We start from the raw sequence: 22,680 nt of genomic DNA on the forward strand, positions 1-22,680 counted from the left end.
GACCATGATTTTTTACTTAAACATTTTAATTAAATCAGGGATCGATTCTTTTTTGTTTACCCATTCTTCTATCATATCTGGGGTCCCAAGAGCAATCCAATGTTTAGGTTTAGCACTAACATGCCTTAAGATTTGAAATTTCAATTCGCTTAGATTCAGTCGCCCTGTTTGTTCAAATTCAAATTTTAGTTGCTCCATAGGCTGAAAATAACGTATAGAATCTATAAGTCTTGCTTTATGCTTACCTGAAATTGATTTCAGCTTAAATTCTAATCCATCTCGGTCAATTAACTTGATCGATCTTTTATAGAAAGATTCTCCGCCTTTAGAAATTAGTCCTAATCCATTGCTTAGCCCGTATAGATTATTATCATTTTCACGGACAAGAAGAATGGGATATTTTATTTCTGAATTGGTCATTTAAACTCTAGCTTCGGGTCTCGTTTACGATCACATTGAGGTTGTTAGCCATAAAGCGACAAAAGTTTATTGGTACAGCTCTTCATTTTGAGTTGTTCCACTCATAAAGACACATACGCTAAAATAAAAATAGATTAAGGAAACTCTCATTTTACATGGCAGACTAATATTGCCCTAAGGTTAAGCCTTGAAGTTAAAAAAAATTAAGTTGATATAAAATTCTTTAAAGCATCGATTCAATTTGGAATAGTTGCCATGACCTATACACATGGTTAATCAATATATATCAGATCATTGCTTCTAAAACACATTTTAAGGACTATGAGCTACTATTTGGAATATACGAGGAAGACTCATAATAGTATCCTTTCTTTTTCTAAACTTTACTAATTCAGAATGAATCTCCAGAAATTCTCCGTTGGTAATAAGTTTTTCTTCCATTAGTGCTTTTGAGATGCCCTTAAAAGTTATTTCGGCCATTAGTTTGCCCTCTTCAGTCCTATGAACAGGTTGTGATATTTGAAATTTTACTTCCGTAAAACCAGTGTCTATTAATAGCTTAACCAGGCTTTGGCCCAAATTTGCATTTGCGCCATGTTTTTTTAGTAGATTTTGATAAAGAGTGATATATTGATCGAAATAGTCTGATCTTGGATAACTGAAATGCCCTGAAAAATCGGTTTCCTCAATGAGTAATTTACCACCAGATTTAAGAGCTTTTAAAGCATTTTCAAGAACAATTTTTGGATTTGCCAAATGCGATAACAAAAAACGTGAATAGATAAGGTCATATTTGCTCTTACTTTTCAATTTGTATGCGTCCAAAGTTTTATAAGTGACATTTTTTATGTGTTTTAATTTGGCAGCCTTAGTAGCTCTTTGCGTATTTAGTTCGTCGATATCTAGCCCGAGAACATGACCTTGATCTCCAATAACTTCAGCTAATAATGTAGTTACTTTTCCGGTTCCACAACCAAGGTCCAAGGCCTTCATTGTATCTGTCAATTCAACACTTTTTAAGAAGTCTACCGTACTTTTTTCAAGGGTCCTACTTAAAATATCTAATCGTATGCTTCCTTCATCTCCTCCTTGAATAGAATATTCTCTCATATTAATTGGTATATCAATTTTATCTATAAATTAGCTTCCTGCACTTCTAGGCTTATAGCCTCATATTGTTACTTCGAGACGCTATGAATTATGACCATTGTTGTGTATATTTTTTGTTTATAATTAAATCTAATTTGGAATAATCTTTACAAGTTCCCTTTTCTGTCTTTCGTTTGTAAATAGAATCAAATAGTCGTTCCTAAAATTGAAGGAATTAATGGTGCTCATAGGTATATTGGTACATTCATTTATTTCTTTATTCAATTCAAGATCATACTTAAATTCATAATTTTGTGGTTTATTTTCATTGAACTTATATACTTTGATGCCCTCCTTTTCCTCAACCGAGGATCTTAAGTACAAATAAATATAATCGTTCTTTTTTATGCTTGAAATAGGACTCTGAATAGGATAGAAATTATTAGTGGGTATTGTTTTATAAGTAATGTCAAAGTTTGTCAAATTACCTTGGTTATCAAATTTGTTTACCGCCATATTACCATAATACCAAGTATCTATTGAAAAATTGCTACTTGTTTGGTTTTGTGATAAGCTGTAATTGTAACTCGCTTCATTGAGCAGAAAATATGAATCATTAGAAACGTAAAAATCCAATATTTCGAGGTGGTTTATTTGTTTAAAGCTCTTTTTGGAAGTGTTGAGATTCATCTTAGTCATGTATTCCTTTTTAAAAGGACTGATTTTAATAAATTCTTGCTCGGTATCGGCTACATTTAGTTTTGAAATATAAAACCCTTTTAAATCATTTTTTTTATAATAATCACTGTAATGACCAGCTAAATAGATTTGATTTTCATAAATAAAGAACTTCAGATCTTTAACAAATTTATTTTGGGTGTCGATACTCAATAAATCCTGAGAGTCTTGATTTATTTTTATAATATCGTAAGAGAATGTCGATTTATGCTTTGGTTTGTAATTTTTTACAACAATAAGATTTGAGCCGTTTTCTAAAGTATAAATATCGGAGATTTCTACATTTTTTTTCTTATGAAAGTCTTCAATTTTTATTTCTATTCTTTCTTTAAAATCATCGCTAAATAATAAGATCTTTTTTGCTTTTGTAAAATAAATATTAGGCTTTTTAACTTTCCTATCTCCTATCATTAGACTCATAAAAGTATTGTTTTTAGAAAAAGATGATTTTGAGGCTCTAGTTCCCTCATTGCTTTCATAAAGAACCTGTTCTTTAAAATCTAAGTCATCTATAGAACAATAATACCTTTTAACAGTTTTCATCCTCAGCTCATGAGGTTCTGCTACTATGATACTCACATTATTATTAATGACTTCCATATCCATAATAGAGCCTTTAAACACTTTGGATATATCTTTTTCTTTAATAAGCGTCATGTCCTTATTAAAAAGGCTTAAGGTATAGTATTTTTTAAAGGACAAATGGCTTTGTTTTTTACCAACACTTAAGTTAATAATGTCTCCATTTTCAGTTACCGAAGTCCTGAAAGCATAATTAATCTTTCTTTTGGCCTCATTATCATTGCTTTTGATAATTTGTGTTTGACTATGGGTAAATGCTAATGCTAATAATAAAAGTAAGGTAATCGTTTTCTTCATTTTTTGTGATTGTAGTTACTGCAAGTTATGTGAAAATTTAAAAGACAAGTTGAACCTAGTATTTATTCAAATAGGGCGACAACCCTAGCTGGCGCTGCCGACGCTCCAACAATTTTTAGAGGAAAAACAGCAACTTTAAATCCTGTGTATGGAAGTTGATCTAAATTCACCAGTTGTTCTATATGGCAATATTCTTTTCGTTGTCCGACTAAGTGCGCTTCCCAGAATAACTCGGAATTGTTGGTTTCTTTTGCTTTTTCAATGAGGTGCTTTAGTGGTAAATCCCAACCCCAAGAATCAATTCCCATAACTTTAATGCCTTGATCAATGAGCCATTCAGTGGCATTGGCGCTCATTCCGGTTCCTTTGTTTGGAAAGTCTTTGGTTCCATTGTAAATATCTCGGCCTGTTTTGATTAAAACAATCATTCCTTTTTGGAGTGTTAATTGTTCCTTGTTTAGAAAGTTTTGAATATCTTGTACTGTTATCGCGTCAAAATCCTTTTTGTGTGTCATATCGATGACGAGACCATCTCCATAGCACCAGTCCAATGGAATTTCATCAATGGTCTTGGCGCGCTCCCCATTGACCGTAGGAGAGTAATGCCAAGGTGCATCAATATGTGTGGTAGAGTGTACCCCCATTTTTTTGATTGTATCATCTGCCCAGCCCACAAAGCCTTTTGGATACAATCGTTTAGGCAAGCCTAGAAAACGTAACAATAGCCCCGCCTTTTTATGTGGTTTGTGTTTAATTTTCACCTTCATAAACCAAGGATCAGATGAATTATACTGTATGGGTTTTGATAGATCTATTATTTTCATCTTTGGTAATGTGGTCAACGCGTTTATAAGGCTAATATATTCTATAATTCGCTTTATAACAACCTTATAATAGGATAAGATGTTTCTTGCTGAATGGTTTTTACATATTAAACAAGAAGTCAATATATGTTTTAAACATCTAAGGTTTTATGATATCCCGATATTCCTCAAAAAATGTTTCAAACAATACCATATGGATATTAAAGAATTCCATGACCGGTTGCCAGGTAATTTTGTTATGGATAGAGACCTTTTCTTCTAAGGGTACATAAATACGTGAGATTTCTTTACCGTTGTCCAAGTAGTGTTCCTCTTCATAAATGGCATTTGGCAGATAATCATTATGCAGAATACTTTTTAAGGCGACCAGCTTTTCCCAGCAATTGATACGATTTTCTAGATGATCCTCAAGATCTAAGGCGATGAGTGCCGATTTGGTATCGAAATAAAATTTAAAGGACAGCCCTTTAATCTTGGTATTGTACAAGAGCCATTTTCTGGGAAAGGACTTTCCAAAACTGGTCCAGAATTCTTGGCGTAATAGACGGCTTTCTTCTTTGGAGAACATATATTAAAAATTACATACTACATTATGATTTTATACTTGACCATAATTTATATAAAGTAGGCTATTAGTACTCCTAAACAGATTGCTAAGAGCTTAGACAAGTTGAATTTATGGCCCTCACCCGTTTCAAATAAAATCGTTGTAGAGATATGTAAAAAGATACCGATCACAATCGCATTGATACTCGTAAGATATATCGGTGGAATAGATGTGGTGTTAGATACCAAGGTGCCTAAAGGGGTCATGACCGTAAAAATCAAAATAAAACTTAAGGCCTGCTCCTTCATATACTTAGATTGCAATAAAAAAGAGGTGAGGAGTGCGGCTATTGGTATTTTATGTATAAAAACGCCATACACGATATCGTTATGTTGATGTATAGGAAAGCCTTCTAAAAAGCTATGAATACACAAACTGATAAATAGCAACCAAGGAAATTTAGAATTGTTTTCGCTAATATGCACATGGCCATGCTCCGCACCTTTTGATAAAAACTCCAATATGATTTGTAATAAAATACCGCACATAATGAACAATCCTGTGCGCTTGGCATCCAAGAATTCATAGACCTCAGGCAATAAATCGAATAGGGTCAGGGCCAGTAAAAAGGCGCCACTAAACGATAATAACAATTTGGTGTAGGTTGACTTTTGCCTTTTGGTTAAAAAGGCAATGATGACGCCAATGATAATTGCATATATGGGAAATAGATACTTGTTCATACCTTCAATCACTTAAAGATCATAATCAAGCGCTCTGAAGTCTTGTGGTGGTACTTTTGTAGCTTGTAATCCCCAAATACCTCTAAGAGATGCACGTCTGCTTCATCAAATAAGGTTTTAAAATCCGATAAGGTCAGTGCCTTTACCTGTTCTTGGAATTCGTGGTGTTCACCGTCAAACTCAAAACTAATGTCCTTTACAATATAGCCATCTTTAACGCTGCGCTTTTGATAAAAGTCAATGCCATTGACGGTTTTAACATCTTCGGAAACCAAATGATCAATGACATAGTTAACGTTCATAAAGTCAATGACACCAAAGCCAAAGGTATTTAATTCAGCTTTTATGGCAGAAATAGTCTTGAGATTGCAAGTATCATCTTTAAAATACCCGAAGCTTGTAAACAGGTTAAAAACAGCATCGAAGGTTTCGGGATAGGGCTTGGTCATATCATGAACATCGAATTTAAGGGTGTCATTTTCAAATTGCTTGGCGTGTTTAATACTTTGTTCTGATAAATCGACTCCAGTAACATTATAGCCAAGTTTGTTGAGATAGATGGAATGCCTACCCTTTCCACAGGCCAAATCCAGAATTTTGCCTCCTTCGGGTAAGTTGAGATAACTAGTAAGATTATCCATAAAACCTTGCGCTTCAGAATAATCCCGATCTTTATATAAAATGTGGTAATAAGGTGTGTCGAACCACGATGCGTACCATTGTTTAGTTGATTTTGCCATAAGTGTAATACGTCCTGCAAAAATAGTTTAAATTTGCGTTTTATTTGCTCGCTAGACGAGATTTGAATATGATATCTGTCGTAAAAGCGTTGCTTTTATTTCAATTAATTCTGAAAGGCCTTGCGCTGAGTTATTTTATTTAAGTCATGGACAATAATTTTAAAATGGTAGCCAAAACCTTATTTGGTTTTGAAGACCTCTTGGCCAAAGAGCTCACCCAGCTAGGTGCCATGCAGGTTGAGAAGGGTGTCCGAAATGTGAGCTTTGTCGGAGATAAAGGCTTTATGTACAAGGCTAATATGGCCATACGTACAGCCATAAAAATCCTAAAGCCTATTACTTCTTTCAGAGTGGTGCGAGAAGACGATCTCTACAAAAACGTTAAAAATATCAAATGGGAGCATTACCTTAAACCCTCGGGATCCTTGGCTGTTGATGCGACAGTACACCATAGTGTGTTTACCCATTCGCAATACACGGCATTAAAAACCAAGGATGCTATTGTCGATCGCTTTAGGGAACTGGGTGGCACGCGTCCTAATGTAGACCTGCGTTTTCCAGATTTAAAGATCAACGTACATATCGACAGGCAACGTTGTACTATTTCTTTAGACACCTCAGGCGAATCTTTGCATCGCAGAGGCTACAAAACAGCAACTAATATTGCGCCTATTAGTGAGGTACTTGCCGCTGGTTTGATTATGATGAGCGGTTGGGACGGGCAAACCGATTTCATGGACCCTATGTGCGGTAGTGGCACTATTCTGGCTGAAGCCGCAATGATCGCCTGTAATATTCCGCCGAATTTGATGCGCAAGGAGTTTGCTTTTGAACGCTGGGAGGATTGGGATGTCGATTTGTTTGAAACCATAGAGGAGTCTTTGTTAAAGAAAATACGAGATTTTCATCACAAGATTATTGGTTATGATAAGTCGCCATCAGCCATAAGAAAAGCAAAAGCCAATATTAAGAATGCCCATTTGGACGAATTTATACATGTACAACACGAAGATTTCTTCAAAACCCAAAAGGCGGGGACAGATAAATTACATATGGTATTTAATCCACCTTACGGCGAACGTCTAGAAAGTTTGAATGTCGAGGAATTTTATGCCAATATTGGTAATACCTTAAAACATGGCTACCCCAATACCAATGCATGGCTCATTACATCCAATCTTGAAGCTTTAAAATATATAGGGCTTAGACCTTCTCGAAAAATAAAAGTCTTTAATGCCAAACTAGAATCGCGACTGGTAAAATACGAAATGTATGAAGGCAGTCGTAAAGCAAAAAAACAAGCTCATTGAAGGTCTTCCTTAAACGCATCTGGGTGTTGCCCCACTTCAGTTTTAGGATAGGTCGCAAACAAATCCTTAACTAAACCGTCGATATAAGGTTTGAGCTTTTTCTTTGACTTATTGAGCTCGCAAATAATTGAGGCATGCCATAACACTCTGTTGGTATTGAAATCAGCGACATAAACCACTAATGTTTCTTCTTCGTAGGTCTCTTGGTGTATGGTGCAATTTTCCCAATAAACGAGATGTTCTGAATATTCACAGCTCTTGAATTCAGCAGTTTCCTCACTGATCAAAATTTTAAAACCGGCTTGTAGTTGTGGCTTTAAAACATTGGTTTTATGTGCTTTATTTTCCATTTCTACAGCAACGGCATCGCCAATAAATTGTCGTACCGCGTCATTGTCTAAATCGGGATGATTAATATGTTCAACAGCAAAATCCTCAATACACAGAACATAGGTTTCATATTGGTTAAAATCAACTTCTATGTTGTAATCATATACCACTTCGCTTGTGGCCGCACAGTTAAAAAGTAATACCAATAAAAGGCCGGAAATAAATGAATAAACTCTCATGACTCAGTAATTTAGAATGTTCTTAAAGTTCTGAATTACGGTTAAGATATACTATGATAAATATCAAGTTTGGCAGAAAAGTTATTTCAGTATGTTATAACAGACCTATGCGACACACTGAGCTTATTTAGATGACTACAGCAGTTCTTCTAATTGCGAATTATAATCGTACTGTAGGTCTTCGTGAAGGACCGCTATTTTTTTCTTTACGGCCGTAACTTGACGCTCGTATAAATTGTGAAGTGTTCTGTTTCTATGGATTGATGGTTTTAAGGTCTTCAGGCGTTCACAGAAATAGAGTAGGAGTTCCACTTCAGTCGATTTTTTTAGCGAATAACGACTGTATATTCTAAGCTGTCTCAAAATTTTTCTAATGGTCTTTTTCATGTAGAAATAGCTGTCCGTATTCATCCCGTCAAAGAGTTCGTCTAAAGTCGATTTAACACTTGAGACATAGCCGTCTTCATCATGAGCTTCAAAGAGCAGGTAAGTAAGTAGGGCCTTATTTTCTTTTTTAAATTTCCCCAGTCTTAAACACAATTCTAATAAGTCTTCCTTTGGTAAGTGTTGAAGCTCTTTCTTTATGGTGACGATAGATTCTATTTTCATGAATCACAAATTTAAGGCTTTTAAAACAGACTGCTTATAGGTCTGACCAATAGGGATTTTATGGTCATCAATAGTAATCTGATTACCTGAGAGATGGTTGAGTTTTTTAAGATTAATACTAAAGGATTTATGCGTTCTTAGAAAATAGTGGGGTAAGTTTTCGATAAATTTGGAAAAAGTACTATGCGTTATTATGGTCTTTTGTCTCGTATGCACCTTTACATAATCCCCAAAAGCCTCAATATATTGAATGTCCTCAAAGTGAACTTTATAGAGTGCCTTATTTTCTTTAAGGACGATGAATTCACGGTCATGGACTTTGGGGTCATGACTATGGAGTACTTTGTTAATAGCCGTGAGGAAGCGTTCGTAGGCGATAGGTTTGAGTAAGTAATCTACGGCGTTGACTTCGAAGCCATCTACGGCATATTGCGGATAAGCTGTGGTGAAAATGACTTGCGGAGGATTTTTTAAGGATTTGTAAAAGTTCAGTCCAGACTGTTTGGGCATATTAATATCCAAGAACAGCAAGTCGATCTTTTCATTCAGTTGTAAATATTTAAACGCTTCTTCAGCATTACTACAGGTCGATTTTAAGTCCAAAACAGGTGTTTGAGCAATAAAGTGCTGCAAAACGTGCTGGGAAGAAGGCTCGTCATCAATGATTAAACAGGAAATAGATTTATGAGTGGTCATTGTTAATGGCTAATCTTACTTTAAACAAATTGTCGGTTTCACTAACGTTTAATTGATGCCGATTGGGGTAAACCAAACTAAGGTTATTCTGAATATTTTCCAGTCCAATGCCGGAATATTTATCTTTAAGTTGGTTTTTTGTATTCAAACTAAGGTTAGTGATCATAAATTCAAAATTAGAACCTTTTTGAGACATTTTAATAGTTATTGATGGTGTTGTTTTATCAGTACCAATGCCGTGCTTGTAACTGTTTTCCAAGAGTGGTAATAACAACATGGGGTAGATCTTAAAATCGTCGTTTTCAATATCCAAATCGAGACGTGCCACGTTAGATGTTTTTACGCGGTGATTTTGAAAGGCCATATAATTCTTTAATAACTTAATTTCGTCTTTTAAGGTGACTTGCTCTGTGTCGGAATCGTATATGACATAGCGCAGTATATCGGAAAGTTGCACAATAGCGTTGGTAATACCTTCTTTTTTTTCTAAGGCCAAGGCATAAATAACATTAAGGGAATTGAACAAAAAATGCGGATTAATTTGCGATCGTAATGTCGATAATTGCGTTTCTATCTGTTGATTTTTTAGGCGTAATATTTTGTTCTCGTTCGTATTAAAATAGAACCAGTCTTCTGCGAGCTTTAGCAATGTGGAGACGACTAAGAAAATAGCAAACACGAAGAGAATGTTTTCTTGAGACAAGTATGAAATGAAAAAAAAGCTTGTAAAAAGTAAGTCTAAAATGGGCTGTAATAACCAACTACTTAAGAAGGCAAACACTAGTAGGTTTAAAACAAAGGATAAACTATAAGCTAGATAACGCTCTTTTTTTAAAAGCTTTGGCATTAGGATATAAAAATTAATCGATGCAGGTATAGCTAAAGCGACTATAAATGCCACCGTATATATAAAGTCGATGCTTATAGGTGTTTTACCCTTTGAAAATACAAATAAGAGAATTAGGAATGCCAAAGACCACAGACCACCATTAAACAAAAGTGGTCTGTGGTAATTAGAACGCTTTTCTGATATATAAAAATTAAGGTTGCGCATTAATTGGGTTTAGGGTGATAATATCGTCTTTCCTCCATTTATTAGTAAAATCAGCTGCTACAAACTTTTTAAGAAAACTATATAATTCTTCACTGCTGGCCGTTAGTACTAGATCTTCTTCAATTCCAACTTTTTCGTGTTTTAAACGTATTTTTTGCTCTTCAAATAATTGCTTAATGACTTGCTCAGAAACCCAAGATAGTTTAATACTTCCATCTTCATTAAAATCTACTTTTGCTGCGGAATGGGTATTCAATATGTGTTGCGCTACCATGGCATGCAGACCACTGTTTTCATAATGAACAGGTGTTATATCCAAAAATAAATGGTCATCGACTTTAAAAGGCATGGCAATAAACAATGCTTCCTTATCTTTACTGATACATTCGAGAGCATAAGCATTTTTATAACGTTCAAGATGCGCATAGTCCTCCTTGGTCAATTCTGATTTGTCCTTATTGTCATTTTCCCATTCTGTTTTAAAGGACATAAATTTCCAGGTTGTTTTACTTTTGGTGATAAACTCCCCTTCTAATCGGTCATCATAAAATTGCGAATCTGCCGTATAAAACGGTTGAATGGATTTAACAAGGCAAGAGCTTAGTAATAAGGCTAATCCAACTAAAATAAGTGATGTTTTAAATTTCATAATGAGTAATCTTTAAATGTTTATGCTAAACTCTTAATTCAAATGGAGCATTACAATTAATTTCGACAAACAATGACCAACTCATGCCAAACCCTTTTCTACAAAAATAAAGAAGGCCCAAAGGCCTTCTTCGCTCTAACTTTTAATAGCAACAACTTTAATTTTTACAGTACTCGTTGACGATTTGTTTTAAGTTGTCCAAGTTACTCAAATCAAATTCCTGATTTTTTATATCCTCAGCTAAACTTTTACAGTTTGATACATACTTAGCCAATTTAGCAGAGATCTTGTCGTTCTTGCGTTCATCTATCATAAAGCCTTCCTTTTTACCGGAAAACTTCAAGACGTAAGTGTCATCTTCACCCGGTTTGGCGAGTACCATATGCCCATTGTTTTCGTAAATAATCTCATAGAAATAGGAATTGTCGAATCCAAAATTTGAGGCATTAGACAATTTTTTCAAGGCATTTCCCTTGGTCTTCATACCCATGAAGCACTTCTCAATGCCTTCATCCATAGCGCAAAATTTTACCTTTTGTTTGGCAGAGAATTTTTTAGTACGTTCTCTGTTCTTTTCGTTTCTGTATTTCACGCTAACGAATTTTCCGAATTTATCTATGGAATTCATTTCGGCATAATCGCTTTGCTGTTGGGAAGGGTCTATTTGAAGCTTCTCAAAAATAGCATATACTGTACCCTTGTAAGTTTTACCATCTTCATCGGTTACTGTACCTTCCACACCATAGAGATTAATACTATTCGCTTTGGCGACCTTAATGCGCTCATTACGCAATTTGGCTTTATAAGCTTTTGCTTCGTTTTGCAGTTGGTAACCTCTTCCTAAGAGTTCTTCGACAAAAATCTGTGCAAGCGAACGGTCAAAACGACCCGTCATCATCGTACGGGAACCATAATCGAATTTAAATGTTTCATCGGTATATGTTTTGGCATCTACACTTGTGCAAGTGGAACAACCTTTAGCGGTACCTACTGTTATGCCGTCGAGATCAACAACATAATAGATATTCTCTCCGTATGTGACTCTCCCGGCAATTTTTGTGCCTCGGGATCCCCCAAAAAGAATGGTACCGTCATCTTTAACAAAAGGGTTGAAACGCCCCACGGTTTTTTGACGTTCGGCCTCATCGGCTTTTGCGGATACCACAGCCTTAGTATACTTATCACTTAATTTTTCACGTTCAACCGCAAAAAAAGCATCAACTTTGGCCATATCTATACCATTGGAGGTAATCAATTCGTACTTTGCACTTAGAAGTTTTATGATGAGCTTGGTGGAGCTAAAAGATGTCATGAGGACTTCGTAGGGAACTTCCGTTTTCTTGCCTTCGGCTGAGGTCAACTCTAACCATTGAAAGCCCTCCAAATTTGACGCCGAAAGCCCTTTAAACTCTACATCGAAGGCCTTTTCATCCTTAAGCGTAGAGAATTTGTAAAAGTTTCTAACATCATCATCTAATTTGGCCACGGCCTTGCCGTCAAAAGTGACAACACCTTTCTTAATTTTTATTTTTTGCCCACTACACAATAAGGGGAGTGTGATTACTAGTGCAAGAAAAATTTTTTTCATTTTTGATATTTAAATTGTGAGTTTTTTATATGCCTACGAATGTACAATAATTACACAATTATTGCTTTTGATAGTCTATTTGACATCTATTTTGTAGTGTTTTCTAATGGTTTTTTTGACCCGAAATAATCTATAAATGCCAATAAATAATAAAATTGCTGAAGCTATAATAAGAACAATACCATAAGACTTTATGTCTGAAAAGAATTCAAGTTTTAATATAGTAACACCTGTGCCAAGAATTACCAGGAAGGTTCTAAAGTAAGCTAAAAAGGTGCGTTCGTTGGCCAGCTTTGTACGTTCTATGGCCAACCAATCCCTTGTGATAAGCGCTTTGTTTTGATTTTCGGTTGGATTTGACATTAGTGGGTGCCTTTTAATAGATTAATGCTTACTGTAGCTAATTCGTTATTTGGGAATTTAGCAAAATGTGTTTCGTCTGGTTGTAATCCGGCTTTTTCTGCTATGTTTTTAAACACATCGACCTCTAGGATGTATTGGTCACTATAACCATGTGTTGCATCATAAGCTGTTGCTGCTGTTTTTCCTAAATTGGCAGAAGCAAGTTTTGGGTTTATGGTATGTAGTTCTATAATAAGCAATCCAAATTTATCGACATAAGGCTTCCATTTTATTAAGTGCTCTAAAAGAGAGGCTTCCACATGGTTATTACTCAGTCGATTACCCATGTTCGCATAAGCGCCAGAAGACTGACTGGTGAAATCATAGGCCTTTACTGGTAGTTGCCACATCCGGTTGTGGTCTAAAAATGTTCTTACGTTTAGTAAATCTTTCAGGTCGATATTGTAGTCCTCTTTTAGGTCGGATGCCAATACCTCTGGTCTCCCTATATCTCCCCAAATGACTTTGGCCCAAATATCTGCAGCTATAAGATTGGCTCGTGTTACCTTAAGTGCTGCCTTATTAAAATCGGCACCTACAAGAAATAAGGGGTAGTCGTCAAGCATCTTGCCTCTTAAAGTCTGTTGCTCAATAACATTAAAGATGTGTTCGATGAACGCGCCGTTACCACAGCCCATATCGAGAATACCTCTAGGTTGGTAATCAATAGGTCGGTTGAACAGATCAATAATCACTTGGTCGATGACCTTAAAGTAGGTCGCGTGAGCCCCACCACTTCCCCAAACATTCATTTCGCGATGGACGTGCTTTTCCGTATCGTGCGGTGAATTAGTTTTAAGGACTAAAGGATTGCCAAAAATGAGTTCATCTAATTGTAAAAATGTGGGAATGTAGGATACGGTAACACCGTAAGCACTGGCACGTTTTGCGAAAAAAAGCCCCTTATCTGTGAATTGATACGTGTTCTTTTTCTTTTTAAACCATCCTAAGTGCGCGAAAAAATCCAATATTTTTTTAAAGCTTTCAGGGTCTTTATGGTATTCTTCTGCCGTAAACGAAGCTTCCATAAAGTATTTATGAAACAAACCATTAACTCCTAAAAGTACAATGATCGGCCCAGCAATAACGCCTTCTATATGTTTATAGATTTGATATTCTATAGAATTTTCATCACTTATATCCAAGCCAAATTTCGCTTCGAATTTATCAAAAATGCGTTCCAAGGCCACAAATGCATCTAAGCTGATTGTTTTGTCCTGAGCAAAGCGGTCTGAATATCTCAAAAGCGTAACCGCCTCTGAATACACATGAACCCACTTGAATGCTACTTTTGACTTATTAGTAGTTGTATAGGAAACGGTATTTCTTTTATTATCGATATGCTGCTCTAGCCATCCTTGAGAGCATAAAATTCGCAATGCCACATTGAGATACCCCTCATTAGCATCAAAAACATCCGAGAGCTGCTTTATGGACACGGTTTCTTTTTCTAAGAGATAATTCAAAACCTCTTTTTTGTGAAGTGAAAAAGCAGATGTTGCTGTCGCAATACCATCTAAGTGGCGAAAGATGATACTTCTAAGTTGAGACTTATCCGATTTAGTTAGCATAAAGGATAGATTAACTTTTAAATATAAAAAAACCGTCATAATTATGACGGTTTTATGAGGTTTATTTTGGCTAATCGAACAGCGCTACGACTTTACCCTCATCTTCTTTTTTAATGGTAATGAGCAACTTTCTAAAACCCAAGCTATTCACTTTGTAGACCTTGGTGCCCACAGACCAATTTTCTCTACGCTTCGCATTTGGCATCATGGGAAAACCATAGCTGAATTTGGTACCGTCTGGTTTTGGGCCTACCACGAAAAACTGATGGCGATTATTGGAGTTGTTTTGGATTTTAAAATTGATAAATACGGCTTCGGGATTTTTGATCTTAGTCATTTCTTCTGAAGCGTATGTTTGTCCACCATTTTTCGTTTTAACTTTAAACTCCTCAGGCTTTGATTGGTAAACTAATTTGCCGTCATTAGACACGTCTGCCCATAGTTTTTGGATAGGGTTAACAGAAACATGTCCCCAGCTCCATAGATTTACATATACAGTTTCTGCTTCGGTTTTAGAAGCATTGACTTTGGCCAGTTCAGCGCCGATTCTTAGTTCTTTGGTTTTACCCTCTACAATAATGTTGCCGATCGGCGCCATGATTTCTAAGTAATCATTGTCGAGATTGATGATTTTTGTAGTGTCATGCGTTCCCGATTCAACACGTTTAAGTTTTGGTGCCCCAATGGTGATGATAATGTCTTTGGATGGGGATATCCATTCCTTTTGGTCTAGGTATAACTTGCCATCAATGATCTCTCGGTCTATAAGGTCCAACAAGTTTTCGTCGGCAGTAATCGTTAAGCTTTCTTCAGCAGATTGGTCTATGGTAATCTTAGCATAAAGATTGATCTTTATGGCTTCAATCGTTGTGACGTCATAAGAAGCCGTCACTATCGTTTTGTTGCCCTTAACTTGCCCTATAGCTATGTTTGTTATGAGCACTAGTAAAATAGATAGCTGTTTCATTGTTTTCGTTTTTAATTGTTTATGGTTTGTTGTTGTCCTTTGGGATTATTGAATACAGCTTCATAAACAATGGTTTCGGGTTTATATTCGAACTGAATCCTTCTGTTGTCTTGTCCTTCAAGTTCAAATTCGTTGTTATTTACAAATTTGAACTGAATGCCATTAATGGCCGTTTTTTGAGAAAATGTGCCTTCATAGATACCATCTCCATTGTCATCGGTCAGCGACGCGGTTTCATTCCAAGGGTTTGAAGTAAAATTACCTCTTATGCCGACATTTTCTGGATGTTCAACTCCGGTCATGTCCACCTTAAAAGTCACGGTTTTTGTATGGGTCTCTTGGACACAACTTTGTGATGTTAAGTATATGCAGATGAGTATTGTTTTTAAGTATTTCATGATTATTTAATTTTAATATAGTTATAGGTGTTTCTTAGCAGGCGTTCTTTAGTATCGAGATAAACTACTTCCTTAGATACAGAATAGGTTGAGTCGGTCATGGTATGCGTTAAATACATATCGGCCTTTCTATTATCGTCTTTTCCCCTATAGGTGGTGACCAGAATTTTTGTGCCGTTATCCTCGGAAAAGCTTAATACCTTTTCGTTGCCAAAATAGGTGCCATTTTTTTTGATTTTTATTGAACCTTTATAGTTTTTGTTGGGTTCGTAAGTGTATTGAACTTGTGTTACTATTTTATCACCGTCAATTTTAAATTGCATAGTGGCATCTACATCTGTTAGTTTGCCGCTTTGATAATCTTTATAGGTTAGTGTACCTTTCCAGTTGATGTTATTCATGCTTTCAAAATCTGAAAGTTTGATGGTGTCTTGCGCATGGATCATTAATCCGATGCTTAGCATTAGTGTTGTTAATAAGGTTCTCATGATATTAGTTTAGTTTTTTATTGATTAGATAGTCTAGTCCAAATCGACCAGAACCTAAAAGAAGGTTGTAGATGGCTACCCAAAGGAATCCCATGGCCGGTAGCATTCCCCAAAGACCTTGGTTCCATTTTTGCATAAAAATGGCCGTGAGCATGGTACACATAATTAAGAATGAAGCGATTCTGGTTTTAAACCCAAGCGCTAAGAATAAGCCGCCTACGGCCTCGCTAAAGGCTCCCATCCAAGCGAAAAATACAGGAGCCATAGCAAAGATGCCTCCGTAGGATGCCACATCTTCAGGGAACCATGCAGATACTTCAAATAAATTCAAGTTTTGACTATCTGCTGTCCAAGGCATACCAAACTTATCGGCTCCAAACATTGTTGTAAGCCAAAGTCCACATAGGATTCTTGGGATGGCTAAAATGGCATCTGCCAACCAGTGTTTTTGTGTTACAGGTGCTACTACTAATTTTAAAAGAGTTTTTATTCGTGTCATAAAAAATGGGTTTTAATTACTGAAATAGATTCAGCAGAAATTGATGACACAAATTTCGAATACTTGTTGCCTGTGGACGACTTATAACGTACTAGAACGTCCTAAATACGATTTGAGACGTCTTAATTTAACGTGAGTTTCTAAAAACTTTATTATAATACTAGTTGTAATTAATGAATGTTTTAATGTCAGGTTGAGCGCAGTCGAAACCTATTTGGAAACTAAATTTTAAAGACCTTTCGACCGCGCTCAAGGTGACAATGTCTTGTTTTATTAAGATAAAAACAACCTACTTTTAAGCCTTCACATCAAACTCACGTTAATTTAATCGGGTTTTTAAATATTCGGTAGGAGAGAGGTCGGTCAGTTTTTTGAACACGCGATTAAAAGTGGCCTTACTGTTAAAACCACATTCTTGAGCTATACCAAGTAATGACAATTGCTTATGCTTGTCTTCTTTAAGCATATTTTTAAAAGCCTCTACGCGATAACCATTAACAAAGTCATTAAAGTTCTTTTCAAAAGCAGTGTTGACAATTTCAGAGAGTTGTCCACGAGACATATTGGCCATTTTTGCCAAATCGGATAAGTTGAGTTCTGGGTTTAAATAGACTTTATCATCTTCCATTAATTGCTTAACAGTAGCAATGTCTTCTTCAGAGATTGGTTTTTCTTCATCAAATACATTGGCGTCCTCAGGAATACCTATAGTTTTAGGAGAAAATGAAAAATCTAACTTGTTGAGCTTTGTGGTATCCGTAAAATAGCCCTTAACACCTACATAAAGCGTTACAATGGCCATAGTCAAGTTCAACCACCAACGTTGTTCATAACCTAAATCCATAAACCGCGATCCAATAATATCTTGAATGGTGCCATAAAGGAATAATAGGCTAAAAAGGATTAAGAAACTTAGAATCCAATTGAGTTCTAGCTTATAGGTATTAGAGAAATATTGAATGATCTTTTTTCTATAACTATAGAACAGTTGAAATGTGAAGGCCAAATACATAAGCATAAAAGGCGTCTCGACATAGCTCATAATGGGCTGCCAGTACGCTTCGTCGAGTTCAATTTTTAAGATACCGTTTTGGGTGTCATGAAATCCCGGTTGCAAGGCATCGTAAGTATAAATACTCAATCGGTAAAATACGTACAAAAACGCTAAAGAAAAATGCCACCAATATGTCTTCTTAAATCTAAAGTTTGAAGTTGTTATGGATTTTACGTAGAGGTAAATTAATGGGGCCAATCCGACAGCTATGTTGATTAGGAAGTAATTGATTTTTGTGGTTCTAAATTCATTATACCATCCCATAAACCCAACGGTATAGCATATTTGGGCGTAGCAGGATAGGAGTAGTATTAAACCTAAGAATAAATCGGAAAGCTGTCGCTTCTTAGAATACCTTATAAAGAGTAGCACCACAAATATCATCCCCTGTAAGACAAGGATTAATAATGGCAAACTATGTCTATTAAAATCTGGAAACATTAATCGTTATAGGAATAAAACCTAAATGTATAGGATTTATCTCAATTTAGGAAAATCAATACGACTCATTTCGTATTCGTAAGACCAATTGAATGATTTAGAAGGGACTAAGCATCATCTAAAATGGAGCGAAACGTCTTCGGCTTTATGGTTTCGAGATCCTTTGTTTCATAGGGAATCATTTTTAGAATATACTCAAAGGCTCTAATCCTAGCACTTGTTTTACGGTTAGCTTTTATAATTTTCCAAGGTGCATAAGCCTGAGTTTTTTCGAACATTTGCTCCTTGTATTTGGTGTATTCATCCCATAGTGATAAGGCGCGTCTATCTACATCGCTATATTTCCATTTTTTTATTGGGGTAGTAATGATGTCTTTAAAGCGACGTTCTTGCTCGTTTTTGGTAATAGAAAAATATAGCTTTAATAAGTGAATGCCAGATTCCTGAATCATCTTCTCAAATTCATTAACCTGAGACATAAATGTATCGTATTGCTTTTGTGTACAAAAACCGTTTACGGGCTCAACAACAGCGCGATTGTACCAACTCCTATCGAAGAATACAATTTCACCATTATTAGGCAACTGATTGATATAGCGCTGAAAATACCATTGTCCTTTTTCTGTTTCATTCGGTTTTGGTAATGCTACTACCCTAATGGCACGAGGAGGCAAATGCTGAATAATTCTCCGAATAGCACCACCTTTTCCGGCGGCATCTCTACCTTCAAATAGAATAACCACTTTTTTATTATGAGCGGCCACCCACTGCTGTAGAATCAACATTTCTTCTTGAAGTTTTTCTAAACGTCTTTCATATTTGACATTTCTCACGGTTTTGTTGATATCTAAATGCCCTTGTCTAAGTAAAGCGCCTAAACCCTTTTTCGTATTGATAATACTCAATTCCTTTTCCGATAAATTCTTTAATGGACTCATGATTATTGATCTATTTGAATGGTATTTCTAAAGTAGCGTTGCACAATATTTGGATCTGGCAATATGGACTTGCAATTATTACCCTTGTTTTCATAATCGAATAAACTTAGTACATATTTAATGCTTTCTAGACGTGCGCGTTTTTTGTCATTAGATTTAATGATGACCCAAGGTGAAAAAGAGTTGTGCGTTCTTGAGAACATCTGATTTTTGTATTGTGTAAAATTATCCCACAATTCCTGACCTTTTTCATCTACTGGACTAAACTTCCATTTTTTTAAGGGGTTGTTTAAACGCTTTTCAAAGCGACGCAATTGTTCATCTTTAGAGACCGAAAACCAGAATTTAATAATAGAAGTACCGGACTCATAGAGCATATTTTCAAACTCGGGAACTTGAATGATAAACTGATCATACTGTTTTTTAGTACAAAATCCCATAACGGGTTCTACAACAGCGCGATTATACCAACTTCGATCAAAAAAAACAATTTCTCCGGCGTTGGGTAACTCTTTGATATAGCGATTAAAGTACCATTGATTCTTTTCTACCTCCGTCGGCTTATTGAGTGCTACAATTCGCATGGCCCTTGGATTAAGATGCTCTTTAAAGCGCTTTATAGTTCCTCCTTTACCAGCAGCATCCCTGCCTTCAAAGATGATAGCAATCTTTTTATTTTCTTTTTGAACCCATCTCTGAAAATCTACGAGTTCGGCTTGCAATGGTAATAGCTCTTTTTCGTATTCGTACTTTTCTAAGGCAGATTGAAACAATAAGTTGTCATCCTTGTGTTCAGTCAAATAGGCGACCAAATCGGAATGTCTTTTAAAACTTGCAAGAACATCTTGTGTGAGCATAAAGGATTAATTGAACTAGTAATTATTAAATTTATGTTTTATAATCAGGACAATTTATGACTTTTATCATTTCAAACCAATGAAATAAAAAAGCCTTCTTAAAAAGAAGGCTTTATATTAAATGGATTTAACTTATCTCAATTTCGGAAAATCAACAGGGTTCATTTCGTGCATAACATCATAAACAGTTTCAAAAATATCTTCAGTTGAAGGTTTTGAGAAATAATCACCGTCGGATCCATAGGCAGGGCGATGCGGTTGTGCAGCTAATGTTCTCGGTGGGCTATCTAAATACTGAAATGCGTTTTGTTCATTTAAAATTTGGTCCAAGATATAAGCTGAAGCTCCACCTTTAACGTCCTCATCAATGACCATAACACGATTGGTTTTGGCAATACTTTTTACAATGTCGTGATTTAAATCAAAAGGCAGTAATGACTGTACATCAATGATTTCTGCATCAATACCGACTTCGAGTAACTCTTTGGCAGCCTGTTCTACCAATCTCAATGTTGACCCATAAGATACCAGAGTAATATCTTCACCTTCCTTAATCGTTTCTACAACTCCTATAGGCGTTTTGAAGGCGCCCATATTACTTGGCATTTTCTCTTTTAAACGATAACCGTTTAGGCATTCTACAATTAAAGCGGCATCATCACTTTCCATAAGTGTATTATAAAAGCCTGCTGCTTTAGTCATATTTCTTGGTACAAGAACGAGGACGCCTCTTATAAGATTTAATATGCCGCCCATTTGTGAGCCAGAATGCCATATACCCTCTAAGCGATGACCTCGTGTTCTCACAATTAGAGGCGCTTTTTGGCGACCTACGGTTCGGTACTGTACTGTTGCTAAATCATCACTCATTATCTGAAGTGCATAAAGCAAATAATCTAAATACTGTATTTCGGCAATAGGTCTTAAACCTCGCATAGCCATACCAATGCCTTGACCAACAATTGTGGCTTCTCTAATACCAGTATCGGAAACCCTAAGTTCGCCAAATTTTTCCTGTAGCCCTTCGAGCCCTTGATTAACATCCCCAATGTATCCGGCATCTTCTCCAAAAACCAAGGCTTCTGGATATTTTCTAAATAGAGCTTCAAAATTGTCCCGCAATACAATTCTACCATCTACCTCAGTAGAACTACCATCGTATTGAGGAAGTACCTCTTTTTGGTCTATGGCCTTCAAGCTAGACGCGCTGTAAAGATGCGAACTGTATTTAGGTTGAATTTGCGCTATATAATTATTGATCCAATTCTGAAGCGCTAACTTTTCCGCTATATCTTCGGAAACCACATAGCGCAAAGCTTTACGAGCTGTAGATAAAATGTCTTTACGCAGCGGTTCGTCAATACTTTCTAAATCGTTTTTTAGTTTTGCAATGAAGGCACCGTTGGCACTTGAGGCAGCCATATTTTCTAAGAGCGCAATGACGTTCTTCTTGTCGGCTAGCATGGGTTTAATAAACTTAGCCCAAGCACTCTTCTTGCCATCCCTAACCGCTTTTTTAATGTCCTTTTCTAATACGGACAATTCTTCATCTGTAGCGATATTGTTGGCAATTATCCATTGGCGCATTTGTGCATTACAATCATACTCTACTTCCCATGCTAATCGGTTTTGGTCCTTATAACGTTCGTGGGAACCAGAAGTAGAGTGGCCTTGTGGCTGGGTAAGCTGTAGCACATGAATCATCACAGGGATATGCTCTTTTCGCGAAATTTGCGCGGCACGTTGATAGGTGTCTACTAATTCAGCGTAGTTCCAACCATTGACCCTAAATATTTCATAACCCTTGTATTGGTCATCACGTTGAAAACCCTTTAAAATTTCGGAGATATTTTCTTTGGTGGTCTGGTGTTTGGCATGTACCGAAATACCGTACTCGTCATCCCAGATACTAATAACCATGGGTACTTGCAATACCCCTGCTGCATTTATAGTTTCGAAGAATAAGCCCTCGCTCGTACTGGCATTTCCAATAGTTCCCCATGCAATTTCATTGCCATTTCTGGAAAATTTTGTGGTATCAATGCCTTCGACATTTCTGTATATTTTCGATGCTTGTGCCAATCCAAGTAATCTAGGCATCTGCCCTGCGGTCGGTGAAATATCTGAACTCGAATTCTTTTGTTCGGTCAAATTCTTCCAATTGCCGTGCTCGTCTGTACTGTGAGTGGCAAAATGCCCACCCATTTGCCGTCCGGCAGACATGGGCTCTTCATCGATATCCGTATTTGCATAAAGGCCAGCAAAAAACTGTTCAATAGTTAATTCACCAATAGCCATCATAAAGGTTTGATCCCTGTAATAGCCCGATCTAAAATCGCCATTTTCAAAAGCTTTAGCCCATGCGATTTGAGGGATTTCTTTCCCGTCACCAAAAATGCCAAACTTGGCTTTTCCTGTTAAAACTTCCCGACGTCCCAACAGACTACATTCGCGACTCGTAACGGCAAGTTTGTAATCGTTTACGACTTCCGCTTTAAAATCTTCAAATGTTATCTCTGTTTTTGTGTCCGGGTTTGTTTTCATAAAGGTCAAATTTTTGGAAACACAAAAGTACAAAATTGCAGGGTGATATGCAATAGGTGATAGTGT

General features: G+C 36.3%; 24 protein-coding genes. 1 reads left to right on the top strand and 23 read right to left on the bottom strand.

Annotated elements, in window-relative coordinates; all coding sequences use genetic code 11:
• Positions 1-12: 12 nt before the first annotated feature.
• From ACO052_RS12560 to ACO052_RS12590, 7 genes are all read right to left on the bottom strand, one after another.
• Positions 13-420 (bottom strand): hypothetical protein, encoded by a 408-nt coding sequence (locus ACO052_RS12560; RefSeq protein ID WP_422104118.1) that lies wholly within the window; start codon positions 418-420, stop codon positions 13-15.
• A gap of 312 nt (positions 421-732) precedes the next feature.
• Entirely contained in the window at positions 733-1,530 is a 798-nt protein-coding gene (locus ACO052_RS12565) for a class I SAM-dependent methyltransferase (protein ID WP_422104119.1), read from the bottom strand.
• Between the two features lie 129 nt (positions 1,531-1,659).
• Complete coding sequence (locus ACO052_RS12570) at positions 1,660-3,126, bottom strand: hypothetical protein (protein WP_422104120.1); 1,467 nt, start codon at positions 3,124-3,126, stop codon at positions 1,660-1,662.
• A 62-nt stretch (positions 3,127-3,188) separates the two neighbouring features.
• A complete protein-coding gene (locus ACO052_RS12575; RefSeq protein WP_422104121.1) occupies positions 3,189-3,950 on the bottom strand; it encodes a cyclase family protein in 762 nt (253 codons plus the stop codon).
• 139 nt (positions 3,951-4,089) lie between these two features.
• Positions 4,090-4,518: a DUF4268 domain-containing protein gene (locus ACO052_RS12580; RefSeq protein WP_422104122.1), complete on the bottom strand. Its 429-nt coding sequence runs from the start codon at positions 4,516-4,518 to the stop codon at positions 4,090-4,092.
• A 47-nt stretch (positions 4,519-4,565) separates the two neighbouring features.
• Complete coding sequence (locus tag ACO052_RS12585; RefSeq protein ID WP_422104123.1) at positions 4,566-5,240, bottom strand: ZIP family metal transporter; 675 nt, start codon at positions 5,238-5,240, stop codon at positions 4,566-4,568.
• A gap of 8 nt (positions 5,241-5,248) precedes the next feature.
• On the bottom strand, positions 5,249-5,980 hold the full coding sequence (locus ACO052_RS12590) for an SAM-dependent methyltransferase (RefSeq protein WP_422104124.1): 732 nt from the start codon (positions 5,978-5,980) through the stop codon (positions 5,249-5,251).
• Positions 5,981-6,126: 146 nt separating this feature from the next.
• Between ACO052_RS12590 and ACO052_RS12595 the strand changes: the two genes are divergently transcribed.
• The gene (locus ACO052_RS12595; protein ID WP_422104125.1) at positions 6,127-7,290 is read left to right on the top strand and encodes a THUMP domain-containing class I SAM-dependent RNA methyltransferase; all 1,164 of its coding nucleotides are present in this window, start codon (positions 6,127-6,129) and stop codon (positions 7,288-7,290) included.
• On the opposite strand, the gene ACO052_RS12600 is transcribed toward ACO052_RS12595, so the two are convergent.
• From ACO052_RS12600 to ACO052_RS12675, 16 genes are all read right to left on the bottom strand, one after another.
• Positions 7,284-7,859 carry a DUF4136 domain-containing protein gene (locus tag ACO052_RS12600; RefSeq protein ID WP_422104126.1) on the bottom strand — a complete coding sequence of 192 codons (576 nt, stop codon included), beginning with the start codon at positions 7,857-7,859 and terminating at the stop codon, positions 7,284-7,286. The two genes, ACO052_RS12595 and ACO052_RS12600, sit on opposite strands and share 7 nt — an antisense overlap.
• 135 nt (positions 7,860-7,994) lie before the next feature.
• Positions 7,995-8,468 carry a hypothetical protein gene (locus ACO052_RS12605; protein ID WP_422104127.1) on the bottom strand — a complete coding sequence of 158 codons (474 nt, stop codon included), beginning with the start codon at positions 8,466-8,468 and terminating at the stop codon, positions 7,995-7,997.
• Between the two features lie 3 nt (positions 8,469-8,471).
• Positions 8,472-9,164 (bottom strand): LytR/AlgR family response regulator transcription factor, encoded by a 693-nt coding sequence (locus ACO052_RS12610; protein ID WP_422104128.1) that lies wholly within the window; start codon positions 9,162-9,164, stop codon positions 8,472-8,474.
• A complete protein-coding gene (locus tag ACO052_RS12615) occupies positions 9,151-10,218 on the bottom strand; it encodes a sensor histidine kinase (protein ID WP_422104129.1) in 1,068 nt (355 codons plus the stop codon). Before ACO052_RS12615 ends, ACO052_RS12610 begins: the two co-directional genes overlap by 14 nt.
• Positions 10,205-10,867: a hypothetical protein gene (locus tag ACO052_RS12620; RefSeq protein WP_422104130.1), complete on the bottom strand. Its 663-nt coding sequence runs from the start codon at positions 10,865-10,867 to the stop codon at positions 10,205-10,207. The genes ACO052_RS12615 and ACO052_RS12620 overlap by 14 nt, the downstream gene beginning before the upstream one ends.
• Positions 10,868-11,024: 157 nt before the next feature.
• Positions 11,025-12,455 carry a hypothetical protein gene (locus ACO052_RS12625; RefSeq protein ID WP_422104131.1) on the bottom strand — a complete coding sequence of 477 codons (1,431 nt, stop codon included), beginning with the start codon at positions 12,453-12,455 and terminating at the stop codon, positions 11,025-11,027.
• A gap of 75 nt (positions 12,456-12,530) precedes the next feature.
• Positions 12,531-12,818 carry a DUF202 domain-containing protein gene (locus ACO052_RS12630; protein ID WP_422104132.1) on the bottom strand — a complete coding sequence of 96 codons (288 nt, stop codon included), beginning with the start codon at positions 12,816-12,818 and terminating at the stop codon, positions 12,531-12,533.
• Positions 12,818-14,467: a class I SAM-dependent methyltransferase gene (locus ACO052_RS12635; RefSeq protein ID WP_422104133.1), complete on the bottom strand. Its 1,650-nt coding sequence runs from the start codon at positions 14,465-14,467 to the stop codon at positions 12,818-12,820. Before ACO052_RS12635 ends, ACO052_RS12630 begins: the two co-directional genes overlap by 1 nt.
• 31 nt (positions 14,468-14,498) lie before the next feature.
• Entirely contained in the window at positions 14,499-15,395 is an 897-nt protein-coding gene (locus tag ACO052_RS12640; RefSeq protein ID WP_422104134.1) for a GIN domain-containing protein, read from the bottom strand.
• An 11-nt stretch (positions 15,396-15,406) separates the two neighbouring features.
• Entirely contained in the window at positions 15,407-15,793 is a 387-nt protein-coding gene (locus ACO052_RS12645) for a hypothetical protein (RefSeq protein ID WP_422104135.1), read from the bottom strand.
• A 2-nt stretch (positions 15,794-15,795) separates the two neighbouring features.
• On the bottom strand, positions 15,796-16,281 hold the full coding sequence (locus ACO052_RS12650) for a hypothetical protein (protein ID WP_422104137.1): 486 nt from the start codon (positions 16,279-16,281) through the stop codon (positions 15,796-15,798).
• Positions 16,282-16,285: 4 nt separating this feature from the next.
• Positions 16,286-16,780: a DoxX family protein gene (locus ACO052_RS12655; RefSeq protein WP_422104138.1), complete on the bottom strand. Its 495-nt coding sequence runs from the start codon at positions 16,778-16,780 to the stop codon at positions 16,286-16,288.
• 319 nt (positions 16,781-17,099) lie between these two features.
• Positions 17,100-18,248: a helix-turn-helix domain-containing protein gene (locus ACO052_RS12660; protein WP_422104139.1), complete on the bottom strand. Its 1,149-nt coding sequence runs from the start codon at positions 18,246-18,248 to the stop codon at positions 17,100-17,102.
• A 134-nt stretch (positions 18,249-18,382) separates the two neighbouring features.
• Positions 18,383-19,213 (bottom strand): polyphosphate kinase 2, encoded by an 831-nt coding sequence (gene ppk2 / locus ACO052_RS12665; protein ID WP_422104140.1) that lies wholly within the window; start codon positions 19,211-19,213, stop codon positions 18,383-18,385.
• A gap of 2 nt (positions 19,214-19,215) precedes the next feature.
• On the bottom strand, positions 19,216-20,070 hold the full coding sequence (gene ppk2 / locus ACO052_RS12670; protein WP_422104141.1) for a polyphosphate kinase 2: 855 nt from the start codon (positions 20,068-20,070) through the stop codon (positions 19,216-19,218).
• A 132-nt stretch (positions 20,071-20,202) separates the two neighbouring features.
• Positions 20,203-22,614, bottom strand: coding sequence for an alpha-ketoacid dehydrogenase subunit alpha/beta (locus ACO052_RS12675; protein WP_422104143.1), 2,412 nt, complete (start codon positions 22,612-22,614; stop codon positions 20,203-20,205).
• Positions 22,615-22,680: the final 66 nt, after the last annotated feature.

The sequence above is a fragment of the Winogradskyella sp. genome, assembly GCF_965228925.1.
Lineage (GTDB): Bacteria > Bacteroidota > Bacteroidia > Flavobacteriales > Flavobacteriaceae > Winogradskyella.

Excerpts from the sequence above, each read along its gene's own strand:
- ACO052_RS12560 (WP_422104118.1), bottom strand. The coding sequence starts at position 420 with ATGACCAATTCAGAAATAAAATATCCCATTCTTCTTGTCCGTGAAAAT.
- ACO052_RS12565 (WP_422104119.1), bottom strand. The coding sequence starts at position 1,530 with ATGAGAGAATATTCTATTCAAGGAGGAGATGAAGGAAGCATACGATTA.
- ACO052_RS12570 (WP_422104120.1), bottom strand. The coding sequence starts at position 3,126 with ATGAAGAAAACGATTACCTTACTTTTATTATTAGCATTAGCATTTACC.
- ACO052_RS12575 (WP_422104121.1), bottom strand. The coding sequence starts at position 3,950 with ATGAAAATAATAGATCTATCAAAACCCATACAGTATAATTCATCTGAT.
- ACO052_RS12580 (WP_422104122.1), bottom strand. The coding sequence starts at position 4,518 with ATGTTCTCCAAAGAAGAAAGCCGTCTATTACGCCAAGAATTCTGGACC.
- ACO052_RS12585 (WP_422104123.1), bottom strand. The coding sequence starts at position 5,240 with ATGAACAAGTATCTATTTCCCATATATGCAATTATCATTGGCGTCATC.
- ACO052_RS12590 (WP_422104124.1), bottom strand. The coding sequence starts at position 5,980 with ATGGCAAAATCAACTAAACAATGGTACGCATCGTGGTTCGACACACCT.
- ACO052_RS12595 (WP_422104125.1), top strand. The coding sequence starts at position 6,127 with ATGGACAATAATTTTAAAATGGTAGCCAAAACCTTATTTGGTTTTGAA.
- ACO052_RS12600 (WP_422104126.1), bottom strand. The coding sequence starts at position 7,859 with ATGAGAGTTTATTCATTTATTTCCGGCCTTTTATTGGTATTACTTTTT.
- ACO052_RS12605 (WP_422104127.1), bottom strand. The coding sequence starts at position 8,468 with ATGAAAATAGAATCTATCGTCACCATAAAGAAAGAGCTTCAACACTTA.
- ACO052_RS12610 (WP_422104128.1), bottom strand. The coding sequence starts at position 9,164 with ATGACCACTCATAAATCTATTTCCTGTTTAATCATTGATGACGAGCCT.
- ACO052_RS12615 (WP_422104129.1), bottom strand. The coding sequence starts at position 10,218 with ATGCGCAACCTTAATTTTTATATATCAGAAAAGCGTTCTAATTACCAC.
- ACO052_RS12620 (WP_422104130.1), bottom strand. The coding sequence starts at position 10,867 with ATGAAATTTAAAACATCACTTATTTTAGTTGGATTAGCCTTATTACTA.
- ACO052_RS12625 (WP_422104131.1), bottom strand. The coding sequence starts at position 12,455 with ATGAAAAAAATTTTTCTTGCACTAGTAATCACACTCCCCTTATTGTGT.
- ACO052_RS12630 (WP_422104132.1), bottom strand. The coding sequence starts at position 12,818 with ATGTCAAATCCAACCGAAAATCAAAACAAAGCGCTTATCACAAGGGAT.
- ACO052_RS12635 (WP_422104133.1), bottom strand. The coding sequence starts at position 14,467 with ATGACGGTTTTTTTATATTTAAAAGTTAATCTATCCTTTATGCTAACT.
- ACO052_RS12640 (WP_422104134.1), bottom strand. The coding sequence starts at position 15,395 with ATGAAACAGCTATCTATTTTACTAGTGCTCATAACAAACATAGCTATA.
- ACO052_RS12645 (WP_422104135.1), bottom strand. The coding sequence starts at position 15,793 with ATGAAATACTTAAAAACAATACTCATCTGCATATACTTAACATCACAA.
- ACO052_RS12650 (WP_422104137.1), bottom strand. The coding sequence starts at position 16,281 with ATGAGAACCTTATTAACAACACTAATGCTAAGCATCGGATTAATGATC.
- ACO052_RS12655 (WP_422104138.1), bottom strand. The coding sequence starts at position 16,780 with ATGACACGAATAAAAACTCTTTTAAAATTAGTAGTAGCACCTGTAACA.
- ppk2 (WP_422104140.1), bottom strand. The coding sequence starts at position 19,213 with ATGAGTCCATTAAAGAATTTATCGGAAAAGGAATTGAGTATTATCAAT.
- ppk2 (WP_422104141.1), bottom strand. The coding sequence starts at position 20,070 with ATGCTCACACAAGATGTTCTTGCAAGTTTTAAAAGACATTCCGATTTG.
- ACO052_RS12675 (WP_422104143.1), bottom strand. The coding sequence starts at position 22,614 with ATGAAAACAAACCCGGACACAAAAACAGAGATAACATTTGAAGATTTT.